The organism is Rossellomorea sp. LjRoot5 (assembly GCF_964253455.1).
Classification (GTDB): domain Bacteria; phylum Bacillota; class Bacilli; order Bacillales; family Bacillaceae_B; genus Rossellomorea.
Window position 1 is genome coordinate 1,172,287 of record NZ_CAXUQN020000001.1, and the last position, 19,146, is coordinate 1,191,432.

Sequence of the window (19,146 nt, forward strand, 5' to 3'; positions counted from 1 at the left end):
CAGATGAAGAACTTAAAGGGGTATATTTTTGACTTGGACGGGACCGTGTATCTCGGTAAGCAGTTGATAGAGGGAGCAGACACCACCATCAATGCACTTCTCAATGAAGGGAAAAAGGTGCTGTTTCTGACCAATAAGACCATTGAGTCCCGTCAGCGCTATGTGGAAAAGTTGCATGGATTCAATATTCGGGCTAATCTTGAGAATATTTTGAATCCGACGGTCACACTGATTGACTATTTAAAGGAACATCACCCCCAAGCGACATTGTATGTGATTGGTGAGCAGCCCATCAAGGATGAGCTGACACTTGCGGGATTCAGGGAAGGAATGACACCGGCTGAGGTTGATATCGTCGTGCTGTCATGGGACCGGGATTTTCATTATGACCATTTGAATTTTGCCTACCAGTCGATTAAGCTAGGCGCGAAGATGATAGCGACCAACCCAGACAAAACCTGTCCGGTAGAGATGGGCGATGTGCCGGACTGTGCGGGGATGATCGGGGCGGTGGAAGCCGTGGTCGGGAGAAAGATTGATGTCCAGATTGGAAAGCCATCCATCCTGACCATCAAGGCAGCATTGAAAATATTACAACTGAAGCCGGAAGAATGCGTCATGATCGGTGATCGCCTGGAGACCGATATCCGGATGGGCATCGAAGCTGGGATGAGAACGGCCCTTGTGCTGAGCGGGATCACAACGGAGGAGGATTTAAGGGGGACGGTTTGGACGCCGGATTATGTGTTGGGTTCGGTTAAGGGATTGTTGTCGGAAAAGAAGTTGTAAGTAGCAAATCGGGGAGGGTTCTTACTCTACTTTTTTGGGAAACGGTAGAGACGGAATCGTCCCCACTCTGCCCTAGAAGCCGGATGTGGTTTTGGGGAGTGAGCTTTTTGATGAAGAAGGCTGGTGAAAAGGGAATGGCCCGTTTATGCCGGCTTTTTATTTGGTAATGGAGTGCAGGATGTCATTGGGTTTGTTGGGGATTGTATTTCGGTTGTAAATATTGTCAAAAACATTAAGAAAATGTATGCAGCTGATCATCAAGGTCCCTGCTTATCATAGATATATCTATATTTCTCCTATAATCATCTTTGGTAGGACTTCTATTGTCCTTCATTGAGTCATTATCCAAATAATTGCGTCATTTCCAGGGGTGATTGCGTCATTTTACGGATAATTGCGTCGTTTTTTTATTTATTGCGTCATTTTTCAACATAATTCCGTATTTCGGAAAATTATGGAATGACTCTGACTATACCTCCATTGAGCACCTAATCCTTATCTACATTGACTGTATAACCTTCGTCCGTGAATCCGTCTTTAATACCTTCAAGGACGGATTCCCCATTAAGGATAAAGAAGGTCAATGCCAGAATAGACAGCAGAATAATAGAACCGAAGATGATGGAAGGTATCATGCCCTTTTTCTTTTTCATTTCCACGCCCCTTATCAACATATGTTTATTAATTAGGAAAACCATGATATAAAGTTTCAAATTATTACATTTGCCTATTCCAACACCCCCCTTTTGTGCATCCACCATAACTCAACCCACAAATGTTTGTGGCTCGAGCACGTTGTTTCGGAGCCACTATTCCCGTTATAATTTTCTTAAGATTTACATTTCTTCGTTTAATCACCCCGTGCTTGAGGTAACAGTCACTATAAGAAGTATAAGGAGGTGTTGTAATCTTGGAAGCAATAAGTAAGCGCTTTTTCCTGTTTCTTTCCCACAATAAGGCATTGGATAAAATGGCTAAACGGTGGGGATCGAGATTTGGGGCTAACAAGCTTGTGGGTGGAGAAACCTTTTTACAAGCGATTCCATTGATTACGCAATTGAACGGGGAGGGATTTCAGGTAACGGTCGATCATCTTGGTGAGTTCGTCGATTCCACAGATGTGGTTCGGGAGAATGTCCAAGGATGTATTCAGAGTATCAGTGCCATCGCGTATCATGGGCTGGACACTGAAATTTCTGTTAAGCTGACCTCCTTGGGATTGGATATCAGTCAAGATCTTGTCATGGAAAACATGGAGTTGATTCTGTCGAAGGCAAATGAAAGCGGAATCACGGTCACTCTCGATATGGAGGATTCCTCGAGGTGCCATGCCATCCTTGACGTTTATAAGAAGCTCCGTCAAAAGTACGACAATGTGGGGACGGTGATCCAATCCTATCTCTATGTTTCAGATAAGGATGTGGAGGATCTCAATGAGTATTCCCCTTATTTGAGGCTTGTGAAGGGTGCATATAATGAATCGGGTAAAGTGGCGTTCCAGGAAAAGAAAAAGGTGGATGAGAATCTGAAGCATCTTATCAAGAAGCAGCTCTTGAACGGCCATTATACAGCGATCGCAAGCCATGATGATGCAATCATCGATTACACGATCGGATTAGTGAAAGAACACAATATACCGAATGACCGCTTTGAGTTTCAAATGCTTTATGGCATGCGGAACCAATTGCAGTCAGACTTATTGAAAAAAGGATATACCGTCCGCATTTACCTGCCATATGGCGAGGACTGGTTCGGGTATTTCATGCGACGTCTGGCGGAACGGCCGGCGAATATCGCATTTGCATTGAAGGGGATTTTCAGCAAGTAAACTTTTTATAAAAACATCCAGACAGAATGTAATCAGAAAGGAATGTGAAGAGAATGAGTAACGGAATTTACAACATCCCAACACCTACAAATGAGCCTGGTAATACATATGCCCCAGGTACGAAAGAAAGAGAAACGTTAAAAGCTGAATTAGAGCGCCAAGCTGGTCTAGAGGTTGAGATCCCGGTCATCATCAATGGTGAGGAAATCAAGACAGATACAGTGAAGCAAGTGGTCATGCCGCATGATCACAAACATGTGTTGGCTACCTATTCACAAGCAGGTGAAAAAGAGCTTCACGATGCAGTGGAAGCAGCAATGGCTGCAAAGGATTCTTGGTCCAATATGCCATGGCAACACAGAGCATCGATCTTCTTAAAAGCGGCTGACCTGATTTCTGGTCCATATCGCGACGTCATCAATGCGGCTACCATGTTGGGTCAATCAAAGACAGCCATCCAAACGGAAATTGATGCGGCACAAGAATTAGCCGATTTCTTACGCTTTGGCGTGGATTATGCAAACCAAATCTATCAAATGCAGCCGGACAGCATGAAAAATATCTGGAATCGCCTGGAATACCGTGCATTAGACGGTTTCGTACTAGCGATCTCACCATTCAACTTCACAGCAATCGGTGGTAACCTGCCGTCAGCTCCTGCGATCATGGGGAACGTAGTTGTTTGGAAACCGGCGACAACGGCTATCCTATCAAACTACTACTTCATGCGCATCCTGGAAGAAGCTGGACTGCCTAAAGGCGTCATCAACTTTGTTCCTTCACGCGGTTCACAAGTATCAGAAGTGGTATTAACAGATCCACGTATGTCAGGATTCCACTTCACTGGATCTACAAGCGTCTTCCAGACGATCTGGAAGACAGTAGGGGAAAACATCACTAACTACAAATCATATCCTCGTCTAGTTGGTGAAACAGGCGGTAAAGACTTTGTCTTTGCTCACGAAACAGCTCAAGCAGACAAAGTAGTCGCTGCACTTGTTCGTGGTGCATTCGAATACCAAGGTCAAAAATGTTCAGCTGCTTCACGTGCTTACATCCCTGCAAGCATGTGGGAAGAAGTGAAAAATGGGGTCGTGGAAGAAACGGCGAAGCTTAAAGTAGGGGATGTCCGAGACTTCAGAAACTTCATGGGTGCGGTGATTGATAAACCTGCCTTTGATTCCATCACAAGCTATATTGACTATGCGGCTGATTCTGAAGAAGCTGAAATCATTGCCGGCGGTACGTATGATGATTCTGTTGGATACTTCATTCAACCGACTGTCATTGTGACAACGAATCCAAACTTCAAAACGATGACCGAAGAAATCTTTGGACCGGTCTTAACGATTTATGTATATGAAAATGATCAATTAGAAGAAACACTGACTTCAGTGGATACAGCTTCCATGTATGCATTAACGGGTGCGATCTTTGCACAGGATCGTGAAGCGATCATGCACTTGGAACGCCGCCTATCCGGTGTAGCTGGTAACTTCTACATCAACGATAAACCAACCGGTGCCGTGATCAACCAACAACCATTCGGCGGTTCACGCGGTTCAGGTACAAACGATAAAGCAGGTTCTGTCTTCAACATGATTCGTTGGACCAGTCCTCGTATCATCAAAGAAAACTTCGCGCCAACAACAGACATTACCTATCCGTTTATGGATGAAGAATAAATCGAACTCGGAAAGGCTCTCCCGTCATGGGGGAGCTTTTCTTTTTTTATTGGGGGATTTAACGCTATAATAGGAATCACAATCACTCGTGGAAAGGTAAGATTCCTATGGAAGCACTTGATATCATCCTCCAAACAGAAGATATTCATAAAGCGACGGAATTGATCAGTTCAAAACTGGGCAATCCCGTCATCATCGAAAATAAAAATTTTGAATTGATTTCATACAGTTCCTCTTCTAATAAATTCGACCAAACACAGCTCAAGACAATCCTCACGAAAAAATGTCCGGTCTTCATCATCGATCGATTGAAAAAAGAAGGGATCGTCCACCAGCTCGAGAAACATACGGATCCGATCCGGGTGCAGGCGATGGAAGAGTTAGGATTCCACCAGCGTGTCGTCATTGCGGCAAAGTACCTGGGGAATACGATGGGATATATCTGGGTCCAGGAATCCAGCCGTCTCCTCGAAAATGAAGAGCTCGCTTTCCTTGAAGAAATCTCATCGCACCTTGGAAACCTGATCAATGATATGTTCGCAAAGGTCAATATCAAAAAGGACAGAAAAGAAGAAGTACTGTGGCATCTCCTGCAGCACGAGTACGGAAGTGAAAGCCAGCTCCGCCATGATGCATCCCTCGTCAAGCTGACCCTGCCGGAACGGTTCACGGTAGCGGTGTACTCGATCGCATCGTCGCAATATAAGTCCATGCTCGACCAACTGGAGAAGCTGGTCCAGGAGTCCAGCTTCAACACAAACATTTATTCACTGCGGACGGAATACCAGGTGATCCTCGTTCTCTACGGCAAAGCTGACACACCAGCTTCTTCCCTGGAATTAGCAAGGGACCTTGTCGAAAGGGTGAAGGAACAAACTGGGGAAGAAGATTTCTACAACTTCCTGATCGGGATCGGGAAGGAATACACCACCTTATATCAAATGAGAAAGAGTTTCTTGGAAGCGTCAGAAGTCATTGAAACGGCAAACTTCATTAGTCCGCGTCCGGAATCGATGCCCCGGGAATTTGCTCAACTGGGCATTTACCGGTACCTCCCGACACTCTATGAGAAGAACACGTCAAAGGATTATTACAGTGATGATTTGTTGTCATTGATTAAGAATGATGTGAAGAAACAGACGGATTTGCTTAAAACGCTTGAGGTATATTTGGCGAATGACGGGAAGGGGAAACAGACGGCGAATGAACTGTTCATCCATCCGAATACGTTGAATTACCGGATTAAGAAGATACAGGAACTGACTGCGATTGATTTTAATGATTTTAATATGAAGGTGTATTTGTATACGGAGTTGTTGTTGTTGAATAATGTGGAGGCTTATTATCAGCGGTATAAGGATGCTTTGAAAGGGATTTAATACCACATATTAATAAAGCTAGTGCTGGTTGATTTCCCCTACCGGTGCTCGCTTTCCGCGTGGGGTGAGTTGAGCCTCCATCACCCCGATGCATAAAAAAGTAGTTTCGGAACAGTTGGAAATCTCTAAAGATCCCGTACGTTCCAAACGATCTCTCCTTGCTCCTCCCACGTGCTGTGGTGCCGCTCAAATCCTATCTTTTCTAGGACTCGGAAGGAAGCATCATTCCAAGCACCTACAGTCGACCAAAGCCTGTGGCGTCCGGTAGCAATCGCAGCGTCCAGGACCACGGACGCTGCCTCAGTCGCATAGCCTTTACGGTGAGCGCTGCGGAACAACTCATATGCGATCTCCGGCTCTTCAAGTGTGGAACGGCCGATAATCAAGCCACAGTATCCGATAAAATCGCCTTCGTCCCGGCGGCGAATAGTGAGAAGAGAAATGCCATTTTCGACTGCTTTCTTGCGCATCTCGATAATATCGCTTCGAGCGGAGTCAAGTGTTGGCATGTCTACACCACGTTCGCCAACCAGTTTTCTTATCCAGGCTGCATCGGAATCTTCCCACATACCCAGATCAAGTCGTTCAGTTTGCAGCTGGAATGCCATAGGTTTAAAGAAATTTGTCATAATAGAACCTCCTCGTTATATCACCAGGGTAGAATGGGGACATTTCCCTTTCTACCGTTTCTTATCGATTATCACCCCGAATTAGGCCAGAAAAGTAGAGTGAGAGCCGTCCCTTGTTTACATGGACGTGATATATATATCTTTTATAGAACAATGAACGTTAAAATATTCCGAAAATTATAATACAATTTTATCATATGTTGTGTTAATGAAAAAGAACAACTGTTTTAAGAATGGGGTCGAATTAGGGGGCTAAATGACTGGACAATTCGCAATTTGTTCTCGGGGATATGAGCCATTTGTATGGAAGAGTATGTTAAACTTGTAAATAATGGATATTTCGATAACTGGTTAGTTTTATTAAATAAGAGCTATCACTGAAGATTGCTTTTTTAATTATTGGGAAGTGGAGTTGGATAAGATAGAGTTGTAAGATCCTTAAATAATAAAGTCTCAAAACATTATAAAAGGAAGTGTGTACTATTGGGTTGTGAAGGCAAACTCAGTATTTCTCCATTAACTAATGACTTAATAGAGGACATCAATAAAACAAATGATTATTTTAAAGTGTTTGGTAAGCTTGTCCCCAGTTTACAATCAGGAAGGTGGTCATATGAAGAAGTTCTTTTTGAAGAGATTAGAGAAACACGTTTCCCAGATGACAACCTTGATTGGAGCCAATATATAAACCGAGAGGATAAAGCATTGTTCTTAGCTTATGTGAATAATACCTGCATAGGACAGATTAGGGTAATGAAGGAGTGGAATCGCTTCTGTTATATTGAAAACATTGCTACGAAGAAAGATTATAGAGGCAGTGGAGTCGGAAAGTTGCTTTTAAATAAAGCAGAAGAGTGGGCGAAACAAAGAGAACTGATAGGAATGTCCTTGGAAGCACAGGATGATAATCTTGGTGCATGCAGATTTTATGTGAAACAAGGATTCATACTAGGTGGAGTTGACACATTGAAGCAGTCCTATAATCCTGATATAGAAACCACTTTGTACTGGTATAAGTTATTCAAGTAACGGGGCTTTAACGGGATAAGAAAAAACCAGAGCCAAATTTTAGCTCTGGTTTTTTCACTCACTGAGATCCTTCACTCCTATGACGACTTTATGCTACTCAATCCCCTTATCATCCTTCATCAACTTCTTCATATCAATCTTAAGCATCCGGTCCATCGGGTAGGTGGTGGTGTAGCGGTATTTATTAGCCCCGGATTCGAATACGACGTACAGCTCCTTCTGTATTTCCACAATTCCCTCAGGCATCGGGATGGCTTCGACACTCTGACGGGGTTTTGCCGTGTGACCATCGAGGAACCATAGAGGTACTTGTTTTCCTTCGACTGTGACAAATGTATGAGGATCTTCTTTCAACGGATATTCATAGCGATACAGTACACTGTCGTTTGCCCTCCCATAAGAAGTGCTGAGGGTGACGCCGTTTCTTGCTGCTTTCTGCATGATGGCTCCCTGGACTTTTCCTGTGGTGGATAGGACGTAATCCGGTACGGCGTTGACATCAGGTGAGCCATTCCACTGGTCTTTACTTAGCATGTCGTTGTTTCGTTCTAAACCGTATCCGATCATCCATGCGTAGTGCATGTCTCCGTCCCTGTTCTCGATGTGATGAGTTGGATCGGTCGGATAGGAGCTTGCTTCATAGAATTCCCCGACCCAGAGGATGCCTTCATCGTAAACGGTGTAAGCCGCTTCGACGGGGATGGGAATCTGTTTGGTGAACTGGATTTCCCCGTTGTTTTCTGCATTTACCAAGTCGCTTAGATTGAAGCTGAATAAGTGGTTTTCGGATGCGACCCAGCCGTGATCACGACTGACGGTCACTCCGCCTGCATGCCCGGTATAAGGTGTGCCGTCCGTATTGTAGAGGACAACGGACTTCACTAGTTCTCCTGTTGTGCGGTCTGTAACGGTAATGGTACCCGGTCGAATCCCATCATCGACGTAGCCGATGGTAAGGAGCCAGTCTTTTTTCTTGTAATAGGTCAATCCTTGTGGAACGAGCCCTTGTGATAGTCCGGCGATCACCGGGCCGTCGGTACTGATATCCCACAGGTCCTGGTAGGCGGGATCTTTCTCATGTTGGGACCGTTCAACCTGGGTGATGAGCTGGTGTTCCGGTGTGACGGATACAGGATCTGATTTCTCCGATACATTCCCTGATGTATCCTCTGCGCTAACCTGTAACGTGTATGTTTGATGACCCACTAGCGTATAAAGAGTAAAGTCGGTCTGGGATGGATCCACGGAATATTCAAGTTCTCCATCTTTGTAAATATGATAACGGTACAGATCGGTTTCACTGGAAGCGGCCCACGTTAAAACGGCGTCCCCGTTGCCGGCAGTGGCTACCACGTTGGTCGGTGTTTGCGGTGCTTCCTCATCTGACACGGGACGATCCGGTGCTTGGTCTTCAATGACCCATCCAGGTGTCGGACTTTGACCCGCTGCCAATTTTTCCATCGTCCGGGTATTATCCTTTGGATAGGAATAGGTGACGGTTTGTTTCAGGGAAACGTCCTCTCCTGAATACTCGGCTCTGACGACTTCGCGTCCATCAGGGTCGTAAACAGTCAGAGTGTTGCCTCCGTTCACCAGGCCGGGGATATCATCTAGGACAATCATATCTTCTTCCAGAAGATACTTACTCTTATACCCATAAAAATAGTTATAATTGAAAGCTTCAAGTGAGATAGGGTTGATGCTTGCGTTCCGGGTCCAGATCACCACCGTATCCCAAGGCTCCACAATGTGAGTGTCCCCGATTTCTTCATCCCAGTTATAAGAAGCGAACCGATATCCTTTCAAATCAATCGGGTCCGGGCTGTTGTTATAAAGCTCAAAGTATTCAAATGCATCATAACCTGCATAGTTATCTGTATTCGGAATCAATTCCGTGATCAGCAGGTTTGGTGTCGGGACGTTTTCACTCGGTCCTGTGACGAGTGGTTTGGTAGGTTCAGATTCGTTTCCGACTTGATCGATTGCCGTTACTTCGAAAGAGTACTCCCTGTTCAATTCCAGAGGGGATACGTTCATGCTCTTTTGGTCAGCAGGGGCGGTCCCATAAAGCGTCCCGTTGATGTAGACGCGGTATCCAGCAAGATCACTTTCTGTATTGGCACTCCAAAGCAACTTGACATGATCTTTGCCAGGAGTTCCTTTCAATCCTGAAGGCGTGGCTGGGGCTTCACTGTCAACGACCGCTTGTGGGACAGCCCGGACTTCTTTGGTTGCCGGGGATTCATTTCCTTCTGCGTCCACGGATGTCACCCTGAACGTATAGGAATTCCCGTTCTCCAACCCCGTAAAGGTTGATGTGGCAACGTTCGTGGAAGTGATCGATCCGTCAGACGGGTAGACTTTATAGGAAACGGCACCGTCAGTCTCTTCCCAGTCAAGGGTAACCGACTGGTTGGCAGGAGTTGCCGTCAGGTTTGTAGGTGTCGCGGGACCAGCTACCTGTCCGCTCAGAACGACGCCGGGAGTCGGCTGTTCATCGTTATTAAGCTTGATCATCGCAGCAGAGGTTGTAGCCTGATACGTGATGCTCCGGTTCGTGATGCCGTCGACTTCTCCATCATTGATGAGAGCGGTACTGAGGACTGTGCCGTCTGCGTCCGCAATCCCCACCTGTCGAAGACTGCTGTCATGCAACCCTTGACCTGCTGAGGTCAGCTTGATTTCGTAAACATCTTCGGGCGTGAGGTACATCTCATAGTTGGAGTTGAAGTCCCAAAGCGATACATCAGGATTGGCCAATTTCTTTAACCAGAGGACGAGGGATTTTTTCGGCTGGATAATTTTCTCTTCGATGGGCCAACGGTTGGCCGGACTTGAGAAGTTACTTGTGTAGTATTGAAGCTGATAGTCTTGCAGGTTGATGGCTTCTGAGGTGGTATTATAGATTTCGACGTACTCATAGGGCTGTCCTGATCCTGCAGATTTGGTGACGATTTCCGTTATGATGAGGGGCGGGTTGGTTTCTTTCGCGCTTGCGTTGTGAACCTGAAGCCATAACAGTCCTGTGAAGGCTAAAGCAATAAGGATGGCTATCCGGGTGATTGAGTGGTTTTTCAACTTCATTTCCTCCTTTTTTTATTGTTTATGTAAAAAAGAAAAGAACCCCATGGCAATGGAGCGCACGGTGACCGTACACACGATTGACACAGGGTTCTCCTCATCTCTACCCACTATATTCACTCTGTAATTCCATCATACAATGTACCCAAGCTAGAGGAAATGGGCATTTAGGTTTAATTTAGTGTATATTTAGAATTTTTAGATATATCATTGAAATTTAGATAGGTCATTGAAATGAAGCGGAAATTGGTGTATGATTAAAGGAATAAGATGAAGCTTGGTAGGAAGAGTAGAAGAGATCCCCAAATATGAATAAACGTGGTTTTCCCGGCTTCCTTCAGCTTTTTCAGATAGCCGTTCATCGTAATCAAATTGCCGGTAAGAATGAATACGATATTGGCGTTTGACTGAATGGCCTTTTCAAGGTCTTTTTCTTCCTTGATGGAAGCGATGACCTGAGATTGGACGATGTCGATAATGTTTGGTTTCATGTACTTGGCCCCTTCGAAAAGTCTGAATATTGGTTATTCTTTTAGTATAGCACAGTTGTTTTGGGGGTTGAGAGGAATAATCTTTGGTAGAGTAGTGAAGGTTCTCAGAAACATGTTCACTAATAAAAAGCAGAGCCCAGGGAATCTCCTAAGCTCTGCTTTCCGTATTTGTTCAATTGATCTTTACGCTTTCACTAAAGATTCCTTGCCATAGAAAGCGGCTTTAAATAGCTCTTTCATTTGTTCTTGACTAGTCTCACGTGGATTGGTGCCTGTGCATGGATCTTCCATAGCATTTTCAGCCATTGTATCAACATGCTTGTTGAACTCATCTTCGGATACACCGTAGTCCTGAAGGGTGGTAGCAAGACCGAGATCTTTGTTCAATTGATAGATATATTCAACAAGAGAATCAGTCAGTTCGGTATCGTTATTTCCTTTCAGGTTAAGACGGCGGGCAATATCAGCAAAGCGATCCTCCACGACTTCACGGTTAAACTGGATGACGTAAGGCAGGTAAATCGCATTGGCATAGCCATGCGGAATGCCGAACGTTGGACCACTTTTGTGGGCAAGGCTGTGCACGTTACCGAGTACAGCGTTGGCAAAGGCCATACCTGCCATGGCTTGAATGGTGTGCATTTTCTTAGCGGCTTCCTGGTCGCCTTGATAAGAAGCAAGAAGATTTTCCTTGATCACTTCAGCTGCGCCTAATGACAGGATATCTGTATACATCGTACGCGGTTTCGCTACATAAGCTTCGATGGAGTGCGTGAATGCATCCATACCGGTATAAGCAGCAATGTGCTTCGGCAGTTCTTTAATCATAACCGGATCGATAATGGCGACATCCGGTGTTAGTTCAAAGTCAGCAAGTGGATATTTCACGTTCGTGGTTTCATCGGCTAGAACAGAAAGGTTGGATACTTCCGAACCACTTCCGCTTGTCGTCGGAATACCGGCGAATTTCGCTTTATTACGAAGACGCGGCAGCTCAAATGGCTTAATGGCATCTTCAAAAGCAAGGTCCGGGTGCTCATAATAGAGCCAGATGGCTTTGGCAGAATCCATAGCGGACCCTCCGCCGATGCCGATTATCCAATCCGGCTGGAACTCCTCCAGTTCCTTTGCTCCTTTTTTGACCATTTCAAAGGTCGGCTCTGTATTGAAGCCTTCCAATACTTTTGTTTCTATATTTGCAGCTGCCAGATGTTCCTGTACCTTGGTGAGGTTTCCGTTACGTTTAACAGAACCTCCTCCAATAACGAGTGCGGCTTTTTTACCTTCAAAAGACCGTAACACTTCAAGTGCATTCTCTTCGAAATAAATATCGCGTGGAATGGTAAAACGACTCATAGTAAAAATAGCCTCCTTCAGTTTCATTCATTGATGATCATTTTTTAGTGAAAAAATTACCCCTGTCGTTCTTCGGAGGGCAATGGAATGTAATATTCCCATTAATTGAATGTATAAAACATCCTCGATTGCTCGCAAAGTATCTGGAAAGTTTCATAACGGACTTGTGGTAAGACAGAATTCACATACGAATGAAAAGTGAAAATCGCCATGCTACTTGCTCCAAACGTAAGATCTCTCCGTTCTTCATAAGGGTGGAAATCAACTATAAGTCTCTTTATCAACCATTGGTCTTTTTTTATGGTTGGGCAGAATAATGGGGATATTTGCTTATGTAAAATTAGTGAATTGAACGAAATGAATTTATTAGACAATGGAAAACTAATCTATAAATATCTTGATTCAAGGTCTTTAACTAGAGGGTGAGAAGATGTGAGCAGTCCAAATAACCATGCTTTTATTTGAATCGTTCAGAAGTTTTTCTAATTCAGGAATATGACATGTGGTATCGTTGGGAAGATATTTATGGCTTTTATATGAATAAACTTCCATCCCTTGGCTGGAAAATTGAATATGTCCAGTCAGCATTGGATGATAACGATGTTGAAAATGATTGGTCCGGCTTTTATTCTCGATGGAGAAAAGAAGGTTTTGACGGAGAGTTATGGATTTCATCAAATTATAATCAATTTGATGAAAAAACAGAGGTTATATTTGATAAGACTCCTATTTATCAATCAACTTCATGGATCGAAGAATTACCAAAAAACGTTTGTATCTATGAAAACTTAAACCAAGAGGATTGTGTAGTTATAGAAGATAAGACTAAGGTCAAATGAATAAAAACTCTAATAAATAAGGCAATTAATTGGGATGATGAGAAGTTACCTAATCGAGAGAAAACAAGTGTCATTAAGTTCGGGAATTTAGAAATTAAGGTGTACTACGGAAATGATAAAGAAATTTATTTTCAATCCCAGAAAGGAACAAAAATAATGAAACCAGAACCTGAATTTTTTAAACTGACAAATCTGTCACAGTAGTTCTTATCCCCATTATAAGGGGGGCTGAACAAGCAGCCGCCCTTCCTTCAATTACACAGCTAACGGGCAGGTTAGCTTAAGTACATTTCTTCACAAAGTAGAAAAGCTGATCTTCCAAAATAGGAAAATCAGCTTTTTGTTACCTATCGTCAGAATAAGATCAAAAAACACAATTAAGAGGGTGGGGTTTTACAAGCCGTTGAAGCCTTTGCTTTTTTCTGCAAGATTAGTAATCGACTCAATATCTTGTTCGGTTAATAAATCTAAAAAATACTCGCGTATTGCCATGGATACGACAGGGCGGGCATCATCCAATGCTGATTTTCCTGCCGAAGTAATGATTACCTGGACTCCTCGCTCAGTCTCTATTGGTTCCCTTGAAACAAGTCCACGTTTTTCCATCCGCGTTAAATGATGGGATAACCGACTCTTTGTCCAATCCAGCGAGTCTGCTAATTCTTGTTGGCGTAGTCTGCCTTTTCCATGGAGATCCAATCGGTCTAATATACCAAAGTCACCCTCCGATAGCCCAGTTTTCTCGAACATGTCTTTTACTACGCGTCCAAAAATGTTTTTATATGAACTTTTCCACATATGCCAAATTTGCATTGCTTCTTCACTTATCATTTTTTTATTCATAACTGGAGTATAACATTGTTGACGTATCAACCACAAGATGGTAAGGTGTATTAAGGTTGACGTGTCAACTGAAAATGGAATATAGATAAAATGTTAGAAGAATTTATCAGTAACGGCAAAAGTAGCATGCAGAAAGGAGTTTACAATGCATAATAAACGAATTGCTCTGGTTACTGGAGCAAATAAAGGGATTGGTCTTCAAATCTCAAAGGATCTTGCGGCACACGGATTCACTGTCCTTGTTGGATCACGAAATTTAGAAAAAGGAAAAAAAGCAGCAATTAGCGTTGGGGCAGATGCACTGGCCATCCAGCTTGATGTTACCGATCATCATTCTATCACCGCAGCAGTAGAAAGTATCCGTAGCGAGTTAGGTCGTCTCGACGTCCTTATCAACAATGCGGGTATATCGCATGCGGGTGAACCTGGAAGGAAGCTTGAAGAGGTAGGTAAGTCAGGCAAACCAAGTGTTGCATCTATCGAAGAAGTACGCATGGTGTTTGAGACAAACGTATTTGGTGTGATTGCTGTCACACAAGCGATGCTACCGCTTCTTCGTAAAGCACCTGCCGCACGCATAGTCAATGTATCTAGTGGTTCAGGATCGCTGACACTTAACGCTGACCCGAACAATTCGCATCGTGAAATGTTCGGTGCAGTTTATAGCCCTTCAAAGACTGCACTTAATGCCATCACGCTTGCTTTTGCTATTGAACTTGAATCAACAGGTATTAAGGTCAATGCTGCATGCCCAGGTTTTACTGCAACGGAACTTAACAATTTTGAAGGGACAGGAACCGTTCAACAGGCAGCTCGCCATCCGGTAAGCCTTGCTCTTCTTGATGAGGGCGGTCCTACAGGCACGTTTTCGAATGAGAGACGTCAACTTCCGTGGTGATAATGGGAGTCTCTCGCTAATTTTAAAAAGTTAATCATTTTTTTTTATAAATTGCAGAAGGAGTGAGTTATACAAATGGAGTATAAAAAACTTGGAAAGTCTGGATTGGATGTTTCAGAACTATGTCTTGGAAGTATGAGCTTCGGAATACCTGAACGAGGAAATGCGCCATGGTCACTAAATGAAGAAAAGAGCAAACCAATCATAAAAAAAGCCCTTGAATTAGGCATAAATTTTTTCAGTACCGCTAATATGTACTCTGACGGCACAAGTGAAGAAATTCTAGGAAGAGCATTAAAGGATTTCTCTCGCCGTGACGAAGTAGTCATTGCTACAAAAGTATTCGTTCCGATGCGTAAAGGTCCAAATGCAATGGGGCTTTCCCGCAAATCGATTATGACGGAAGTTGATAATAGTCTAAAACGCTTGGGTACGGACTACGTCGATTTGTATCAAATCCATCGATGGGATCCTAACATACCGATTGAAGAGACAATGGAGACTCTACATGATCTAGTTAAGAAAGGCAAGGTAAGGTATATCGGAGCATCCTCCATGTCAGCTTGGCAGTTCGCAAAAGCTCAACATGTAGCAGAACGCAACGGTTGGACTCGGTTCATTTCTATGGAAAATAGACTTAACTTGCTTTATCGAGAGGAAGAAAGAGAAATGTTGCCTTTTTGTAAAGATGATGGAGTTGGCGTGACACCATATCTACCTTTTGCTGCAGGTCGCTTAACCCGAGAGTGGAATGAGCAGACCTTTCGATCAGAGAATGACCAAGTAGCTAAGGCCCTGTTTATAAAGACAGAAGAAGCCGATCGCAAATTGGCGGAAAGAGTCGCAGAGGTTGCTGCGAATCGAGGCATTCCACGCGCACAGGTCGCACTTGCATGGTTGTTACAAAAGGAAGAAGTCACAGCACCAATCATTGGGGCGACCAAGATAAGCCATCTCGAAGATGCAGTGTCCTCCTTATCAGTCAGATTGACATCTGAAGAGATTAAGAGTTTAGAAGAACTTTATGTACCACATCCATTGGTATAAATAGTTGAAGATCAAATTAAAATAAGACCACACATTTTGGATATGTCTCATATGTGTGGTTTTTTTACTATCAAGCAATGCATTCCTCTAACCAAAAGTCATATTTTCAATTCCTTAAATTAGTGTTGAAAGTTGAAATTATTATATGATCTTATTTTTGATTCCCGTTAATATTTGCTTCAAATAAATCAATGATTTCCAAGAATCTCTCAGCCTCTCTAAATGTATGATCAGCTAAAAGGGGGTGAATATTGCTTTTAATACGACATGCCTCAATTAATTCTCTTGCTGTTTTCTTAAAATCTCTTAACGAAACCACTGAGACTCTGTTTTGATCCAAGAACTGATCCAGTAATGGTTCAGTCTCTGATTGATGACGCATAGAATCTAAATCAACTGCCTGAAACATTAGCTGATCAAAATCATGGCTGAATTCTCTGGCCTGTTCAACCAACTGCCTTTCTGAAGGATCTAAAAGATGCCCGATGAACTTGGCGTGGTCAGCCATAATTTTTAAAAAGAATACATTTTCCTGGATTACATCATCCGGTGTAGGTGCGAGCCTGCCTTCATTTAGTTCCTTTAATCGATTAGCAAAGTAGGCAGCCTCCCTACTTGTATGATCAATTAACAGGGGGAAATTATTATGCCTGATTTCACATCTAAGGGTTAACCCTAATATCTTTCGTTTATAACCCCATATAGCAGCAGCTGCTTGGTAAACCTCGCTATTGAATGCTTGAACCTGACGTAATTCAGAATTTAACGTGAATCTAGATAATTTTTCTTCTATCTTTTTAAATAAAGTGATGAACTGTTTAGCTTCTTCAATTAGTTGTGATTGCTCATAGGTGAAACCCAAACTTAAAAATAAGGCATGTTCTTTCATTATCCTGGACCAGAATCTAATTTCATCCAACGATCTTGCAACGAATGGATTTGTCATGAAATCCTCCTCTTATTTGAATATTCCTTTCAATATACGTGTTGTAACGTTGTCTTATTCCAGATGAACCGTTTGAAAAGATTTGTGTAGGAATGGATTTTTTTCGTGAGAACGTATCGGATTTTGTGTCACCACAAAAGTATCTGCCGAGGAAAATCTGTGCTTTTTGCAGCAAAATTTTATCGTCTGAACTTTTTTGTCGATCTTCAATTTGCTTCTCTTTGAAAAGCGTAAAATAGCGCTACAACTAGTTAAAGACAGGCTAAAGTAACCAATTTGATGATGTCCTCCTTAATGAAATTTTTTCAAAAACAGGATTGACAACCCAACTGAAATCCTTTACCATTACCCTAATGCATAAACGCATCATAACTTTAACTTAATAAAGCGATATCTTCTTATCAAGAGAGGTGGAGGGACTGGCCCTGCGATACCTCGGCAACGGGTTCTTATGAATACCGTGCCAATTCCATCAAGTCATATGACTTGAAAGATGAGAAGAGCGGGACATATACATATTTTTGTGCCTCTCTTCTTATGAAGGGGGGCACTTTTTATTTTCAGGCATGTCCTTAAATCCAGGCATCAGGAAGAATACATAGGGAAAGGAGCAAGTCCTATATGATCAGAGTTCAGAATGTTACGAAAGTTTTTGAGACGAAGGATGGCCCCTTCACCGCTTTGAGGGATGTTTCCTTTGAAGTGAAGAAGGGAGAGATTTATGGTGTGATCGGATTCAGTGGGGCAGGAAAAAGCACGCTTGTCCGCTGTCTCAATTTTTTAGAAAAACCATCTTCGGGTGATATTTTCATAGAGGGGCGCAGCCTGAAGGACCAATCGGCCATCGATCTGAGGAAAGAGCGGCACCGCATCGGGATGATTTTTCAGCACTTCAATCTGTTTCAATCCCGGACGGTGGCGGGGAATATCGCCTATCCTCTGAAACTGGCAAAATGGCCGAAAGATAAAATCAACAAAAGAGTAAAGGAGTTGCTTGCATTTGTCGGGCTTGAAGACAAAGCGAAACATTATCCCGATGAACTATCAGGAGGGCAGAAGCAAAGGGTGGGGATAGCAAGGGCCCTGGCGACGTCGCCTTCGATTCTGCTCTGTGATGAAGCCACATCAGCACTGGATCCTCAGACGACGGAATCGATTCTGAATTTATTAAAGAGAATCAATGCGGAGTATGGCATTACGATTGTGATGATCACCCACGAAATGGGGGTCATCCGGGAAATCTGTGATAAGGTCGCGGTCATGGAAAATGGAGAAATCGTGGAAGAGGGAAGCGTCTTCGATATCTTCTCCAACCCGCAGACCCGGACGACGAGAAACTTTGTGAAGAGTGTCATGAATGATCAGCTGCCGGCATCGGTTCTTGATAAATTGAATGACAGCAAAGAAGGACGCATCTGCCGTCTCATTTTCAAAGGGGATTCAACGGGCACGCCGATCCTTTCCGAAACGGCAAAGAAATTCAATGCCCATATCAATGTATTGTTCGGACAGATCACGGAACTTCAGGGCAAGCCGTTCGGTAATCTCATCGTACAGATCATCGGCAGCAAGAACGAAACGGAAGAAATCCTGGAATATTGGAAGAACAGATTATTCGTAAGCGAGGTGGAGAAGCGTGCAAGTTAACTGGGAATTATTCTGGCCACGAATTATAGAAGCGACATGGGATACATTGGCGATGGTGTCATTCTCCCTCCTGTTTGCAACGTTGATCGGACTTCCCCTCGGCATCATCGTCGTGGTGACGAGGAAGGGGCACTTACTCGAACATAAAGCCGTCTTTTCAGTACTCAGCAGCATCATCAACGTGTTTCGTTCGATCCCATTCATCATCTTGATGGTGGCGATCATCCCTTTTACAAGATTGGTAGTGGGCACTTCGATCGGAACGGCGGCAGCCGTCGTACCGCTTGTCGTATTTGCGGCACCGTATATTGCAAGACTGGTAGAGAGCTCGCTCCTTGAAGTGGAACCGGGTGTCATTGAAGCGGCGGAGTCCATGGGGGCAGGGCCGTGGCAGATCATCTTCGGGATCCTCATTCCTGAAGCATTGAGCACACTGGTCCTGAATATCACAATCGCGACCATCGGACTTGTCGGGGCATCGGCCATGGCCGGGGCAGTCGGAGGCGGTGGCCTCGGGGATCTCGCCATTGCTTACGGATATCAGCGATTTGAAACATCCGTCATGATTGTGACTGTCATCATTTTAGTCGTGATGGTGCAGGGACTTCAGACAGCAGGAAATACATTATCAAAAATCATCAGGAGACGATAGGAGAGAG

At 43.7% G+C, this 19,146-nt stretch carries 17 protein-coding genes and 1 riboswitch; of the genes, 10 read left to right on the forward strand and 7 right to left on the reverse strand.

Going from position 1 to position 19,146, the window contains the following annotated elements; all coding sequences use genetic code 11:
* Positions 1-3 precede the first annotated feature (3 nt).
* Entirely contained in the window at positions 4-789 is a 786-nt protein-coding gene (locus tag ACSQ2E_RS05935; protein ID WP_435989697.1) for an HAD-IIA family hydrolase, read from the forward strand.
* Positions 790-1,277: 488 nt separating this feature from the next.
* Here the strand turns inward: ACSQ2E_RS05935 and ACSQ2E_RS05940 are convergent, their stop codons facing one another.
* Complete coding sequence (locus tag ACSQ2E_RS05940) at positions 1,278-1,442, reverse strand: hypothetical protein (RefSeq protein ID WP_435989698.1); 165 nt, start codon at positions 1,440-1,442, stop codon at positions 1,278-1,280.
* Between the two features lie 257 nt (positions 1,443-1,699).
* Between ACSQ2E_RS05940 and ACSQ2E_RS05945 the strand changes: the two genes are divergently transcribed.
* From ACSQ2E_RS05945 to ACSQ2E_RS05955, 3 genes are all read left to right on the forward strand, one after another.
* Entirely contained in the window at positions 1,700-2,617 is a 918-nt protein-coding gene (locus ACSQ2E_RS05945; RefSeq protein WP_435989699.1) for a proline dehydrogenase family protein, read from the forward strand.
* A gap of 53 nt (positions 2,618-2,670) precedes the next feature.
* Positions 2,671-4,302, forward strand: coding sequence for an L-glutamate gamma-semialdehyde dehydrogenase (pruA, locus tag ACSQ2E_RS05950; protein WP_435989700.1), 1,632 nt, complete (start codon positions 2,671-2,673; stop codon positions 4,300-4,302).
* A gap of 107 nt (positions 4,303-4,409) precedes the next feature.
* Entirely contained in the window at positions 4,410-5,681 is a 1,272-nt protein-coding gene (locus ACSQ2E_RS05955) for a PucR family transcriptional regulator (protein WP_435989701.1), read from the forward strand.
* 125 nt (positions 5,682-5,806) lie between these two features.
* Here ACSQ2E_RS05955 and ACSQ2E_RS05960 read toward each other — a convergent pair whose 3' ends face one another.
* A complete protein-coding gene (locus ACSQ2E_RS05960) occupies positions 5,807-6,310 on the reverse strand; it encodes a GNAT family N-acetyltransferase (protein WP_435989702.1) in 504 nt (167 codons plus the stop codon).
* A gap of 483 nt (positions 6,311-6,793) precedes the next feature.
* Here ACSQ2E_RS05960 and ACSQ2E_RS05965 point away from each other — a divergent pair, with 483 nt between their 5' ends.
* Positions 6,794-7,339 carry a GNAT family N-acetyltransferase gene (locus ACSQ2E_RS05965; RefSeq protein WP_435989703.1) on the forward strand — a complete coding sequence of 182 codons (546 nt, stop codon included), beginning with the start codon at positions 6,794-6,796 and terminating at the stop codon, positions 7,337-7,339.
* Between the two features lie 93 nt (positions 7,340-7,432).
* On the opposite strand, the gene ACSQ2E_RS05970 is transcribed toward ACSQ2E_RS05965, so the two are convergent.
* The 3 genes from ACSQ2E_RS05970 to ACSQ2E_RS05980 all read right to left on the reverse strand — a co-directional run bounded on the left by ACSQ2E_RS05970 (position 7,433) and on the right by ACSQ2E_RS05980 (position 12,267).
* On the reverse strand, positions 7,433-10,417 hold the full coding sequence (locus ACSQ2E_RS05970; protein ID WP_435989704.1) for a lamin tail domain-containing protein: 2,985 nt from the start codon (positions 10,415-10,417) through the stop codon (positions 7,433-7,435).
* Positions 10,418-10,677: 260 nt separating this feature from the next.
* Positions 10,678-10,911, reverse strand: coding sequence for a glycerol-3-phosphate responsive antiterminator (locus tag ACSQ2E_RS05975; protein WP_435989705.1), 234 nt, complete (start codon positions 10,909-10,911; stop codon positions 10,678-10,680).
* A 183-nt stretch (positions 10,912-11,094) separates the two neighbouring features.
* Positions 11,095-12,267 (reverse strand): iron-containing alcohol dehydrogenase, encoded by a 1,173-nt coding sequence (locus tag ACSQ2E_RS05980; RefSeq protein WP_435989706.1) that lies wholly within the window; start codon positions 12,265-12,267, stop codon positions 11,095-11,097.
* A 500-nt stretch (positions 12,268-12,767) separates the two neighbouring features.
* On the opposite strand from ACSQ2E_RS05980, the gene ACSQ2E_RS05985 reads away from it, so the two are divergent.
* Positions 12,768-13,106: a hypothetical protein gene (locus ACSQ2E_RS05985; RefSeq protein WP_435989707.1), complete on the forward strand. Its 339-nt coding sequence runs from the start codon at positions 12,768-12,770 to the stop codon at positions 13,104-13,106.
* A 393-nt stretch (positions 13,107-13,499) separates the two neighbouring features.
* On the opposite strand, the gene ACSQ2E_RS05990 is transcribed toward ACSQ2E_RS05985, so the two are convergent.
* A complete protein-coding gene (locus ACSQ2E_RS05990) occupies positions 13,500-13,949 on the reverse strand; it encodes a MarR family winged helix-turn-helix transcriptional regulator (protein ID WP_435989708.1) in 450 nt (149 codons plus the stop codon).
* 145 nt (positions 13,950-14,094) lie between these two features.
* On the opposite strand from ACSQ2E_RS05990, the gene ACSQ2E_RS05995 reads away from it, so the two are divergent.
* Both ACSQ2E_RS05995 and ACSQ2E_RS06000 read left to right on the forward strand, forming a co-directional pair.
* The gene (locus tag ACSQ2E_RS05995) at positions 14,095-14,847 is read left to right on the forward strand and encodes an SDR family oxidoreductase (RefSeq protein WP_435989709.1); all 753 of its coding nucleotides are present in this window, start codon (positions 14,095-14,097) and stop codon (positions 14,845-14,847) included.
* Between the two features lie 75 nt (positions 14,848-14,922).
* The gene (locus tag ACSQ2E_RS06000) at positions 14,923-15,894 is read left to right on the forward strand and encodes an aldo/keto reductase (RefSeq protein ID WP_435989710.1); all 972 of its coding nucleotides are present in this window, start codon (positions 14,923-14,925) and stop codon (positions 15,892-15,894) included.
* A gap of 151 nt (positions 15,895-16,045) precedes the next feature.
* On the opposite strand, the gene ACSQ2E_RS06005 is transcribed toward ACSQ2E_RS06000, so the two are convergent.
* Positions 16,046-16,840, reverse strand: coding sequence for a DUF2935 domain-containing protein (locus tag ACSQ2E_RS06005; protein WP_435989711.1), 795 nt, complete (start codon positions 16,838-16,840; stop codon positions 16,046-16,048).
* Between the two features lie 395 nt (positions 16,841-17,235).
* Positions 17,236-17,340: riboswitch (SAM riboswitch) on the forward strand.
* Between the two features lie 121 nt (positions 17,341-17,461).
* On the opposite strand from ACSQ2E_RS06005, the gene ACSQ2E_RS06010 reads away from it, so the two are divergent.
* Both ACSQ2E_RS06010 and ACSQ2E_RS06015 read left to right on the forward strand, forming a co-directional pair.
* Positions 17,462-18,487 carry a methionine ABC transporter ATP-binding protein gene (locus tag ACSQ2E_RS06010; RefSeq protein ID WP_435989712.1) on the forward strand — a complete coding sequence of 342 codons (1,026 nt, stop codon included), beginning with the start codon at positions 17,462-17,464 and terminating at the stop codon, positions 18,485-18,487.
* Positions 18,477-19,139, forward strand: a complete 663-nt coding sequence (locus ACSQ2E_RS06015; RefSeq protein ID WP_060674923.1) for a methionine ABC transporter permease — start codon at positions 18,477-18,479, stop codon at positions 19,137-19,139. Before ACSQ2E_RS06010 ends, ACSQ2E_RS06015 begins: the two co-directional genes overlap by 11 nt.
* Positions 19,140-19,146 lie beyond the last annotated feature (7 nt).

Coding starts and splice junctions, on each gene's coding strand:
- ACSQ2E_RS06005 (WP_435989711.1), bottom strand. CDS start 16,840: ATGACAAATCCATTCGTTGCAAGATCGTTGGATGAAATTAGATTCTGG.
- ACSQ2E_RS05990 (WP_435989708.1), bottom strand. CDS start 13,949: ATGAATAAAAAAATGATAAGTGAAGAAGCAATGCAAATTTGGCATATG.
- ACSQ2E_RS05985 (WP_435989707.1), top strand. CDS start 12,768: ATGTGGTATCGTTGGGAAGATATTTATGGCTTTTATATGAATAAACTT.
- ACSQ2E_RS05975 (WP_435989705.1), bottom strand. CDS start 10,911: ATGAAACCAAACATTATCGACATCGTCCAATCTCAGGTCATCGCTTCC.
- ACSQ2E_RS05960 (WP_435989702.1), bottom strand. CDS start 6,310: ATGACAAATTTCTTTAAACCTATGGCATTCCAGCTGCAAACTGAACGA.
- pruA (WP_435989700.1), top strand. CDS start 2,671: ATGAGTAACGGAATTTACAACATCCCAACACCTACAAATGAGCCTGGT.
- ACSQ2E_RS05935 (WP_435989697.1), top strand. CDS start 4: ATGAAGAACTTAAAGGGGTATATTTTTGACTTGGACGGGACCGTGTAT.
- ACSQ2E_RS05980 (WP_435989706.1), bottom strand. CDS start 12,267: ATGAGTCGTTTTACCATTCCACGCGATATTTATTTCGAAGAGAATGCA.
- ACSQ2E_RS06010 (WP_435989712.1), top strand. CDS start 17,462: ATGATCAGAGTTCAGAATGTTACGAAAGTTTTTGAGACGAAGGATGGC.
- ACSQ2E_RS05995 (WP_435989709.1), top strand. CDS start 14,095: ATGCATAATAAACGAATTGCTCTGGTTACTGGAGCAAATAAAGGGATT.
- ACSQ2E_RS05955 (WP_435989701.1), top strand. CDS start 4,410: ATGGAAGCACTTGATATCATCCTCCAAACAGAAGATATTCATAAAGCG.
- ACSQ2E_RS06000 (WP_435989710.1), top strand. CDS start 14,923: ATGGAGTATAAAAAACTTGGAAAGTCTGGATTGGATGTTTCAGAACTA.
- ACSQ2E_RS05940 (WP_435989698.1), bottom strand. CDS start 1,442: ATGAAAAAGAAAAAGGGCATGATACCTTCCATCATCTTCGGTTCTATT.